The sequence below is a fragment of the Mesorhizobium sp. M7A.F.Ca.CA.003.01.2.1 genome (genome assembly GCF_003998945.1).
In the GTDB taxonomy this organism is placed as follows: domain Bacteria; phylum Pseudomonadota; class Alphaproteobacteria; order Rhizobiales; family Rhizobiaceae; genus Mesorhizobium; species Mesorhizobium ciceri.
This window is the reverse complement of sequence record NZ_RZRA01001314.1, coordinates 1-1,122: the sequence shown is the minus strand read 5'-3', so window position 1 is coordinate 1,122 and position 1,122 is coordinate 1. Positions and strand designations below refer to the sequence as shown.

Here is a 1,122-nt window from a genome sequence, read left to right as displayed (position 1 = left end):
GGATGGCACCAGGCCGGAGCTTGCCCTTGGCCGGTGGCGCGATCCGGACGCCGTCACCGCGTTGCTGGCCATGCTGTCCATCGAAGCGTTCTTCACCCTGCCGCGCGACAGGCTGCATTCCTGCCCTCGCTGTGGCTGGCTTTTCCTCGATACGTCGCGAGGCGGCAAGCGGCGCTGGTGCAGCATGCGCACCTGCGGCAACCGCGAGAAGGTGTCGCGCCACCGAGATCATACCGACGTCTAGACTGGGTTAGCGCACCACGTCGCCTTTGCTGCGGGCGGGCCGGATGCCGGCGCGTCACTCCGGAAGACCGGCCTTGCGAAAACCATCGACGAAATGCTCGAGCGTAGCGGCGTCGCGGAATGGCTCGGTCGTCGCCCAGTGATGGGTTGTGAAATGCGGGTTGCCGACGAGGAACAGTTCAGCCTCTGCGCGCGCCTCGTCGAGCCGGCCGAGTTGGGCCATGCTTGCCGCCAGGAAACGGCGTGAGCTTGTGCGATAGGTCTCGTCACGGCGCAACGTCTCGATAGCGGCTTGGTAGTCGCGCGCCGCATATTGCGCCTGGCCGAGCGTCAGATAGTACCAGCTCGCCGGAAACGGGTTCAGCCGGAACGCCTTGCCGATGTGCTCGAGGCCCTCTTCGACCCGTCCGGCCAGGACCGCGATGTCGGACAATGCCGCCCAGGTGTCGGCCTCGTTCGGGTCGAGCTCGATCGCTTTGGCGAATTCCGCATCCGCTTCAGTGAAGCTGCGCTCATAGGCAAGCAGATAAGCCAGGATCCAGCGACAGCCGGCATCGTTGGGATCGATCGCCACCGCCTTGCGCGCCAGCTCCAGGGCAACGCTGCGGGCAGCCTCGGTTGGTCCGCCCCAATGCACCTGTCCCATCCAGTGGTTCATGGCAAGCCAACGATAGGGCTCGGCATAATCAGGATCGAGCGACACCGCGCGCGTCAGCATCAGATGCGCTTCCTGCGCCATCTGCGGCGAGTCGTCGATCAGCTTTCGCGCCCGCACGCAGAGGTCGTAGGCCTCCAGATTTCGCGGCCGATTGCGCGGCGGCGGCGCGCGCAGCCGGCCAAGCAGCGCTTCCACGATCTTGGCCGTCACCTCGTCTTGAA

The 1,122-nt window shown here is 65.7% G+C and carries 1 protein-coding gene and 1 pseudogene; one reads left to right on the top strand and one right to left on the bottom strand.

Annotated features, from left to right (window positions below; translation table 11 throughout):
- Nucleotides 1-244, top strand: a 244-nt coding sequence (locus EN969_RS32295; RefSeq protein ID WP_164758720.1) for a CGNR zinc finger domain-containing protein, incomplete at its 5' end; no start/stop codon positions are given.
- Nucleotides 245-298: 54 nt separating this feature from the next.
- Here EN969_RS32295 and EN969_RS32290 read toward each other — a convergent pair.
- Nucleotides 299-1,122, bottom strand: a pseudogene (locus tag EN969_RS32290) (adenylate cyclase); the annotation flags it as partial.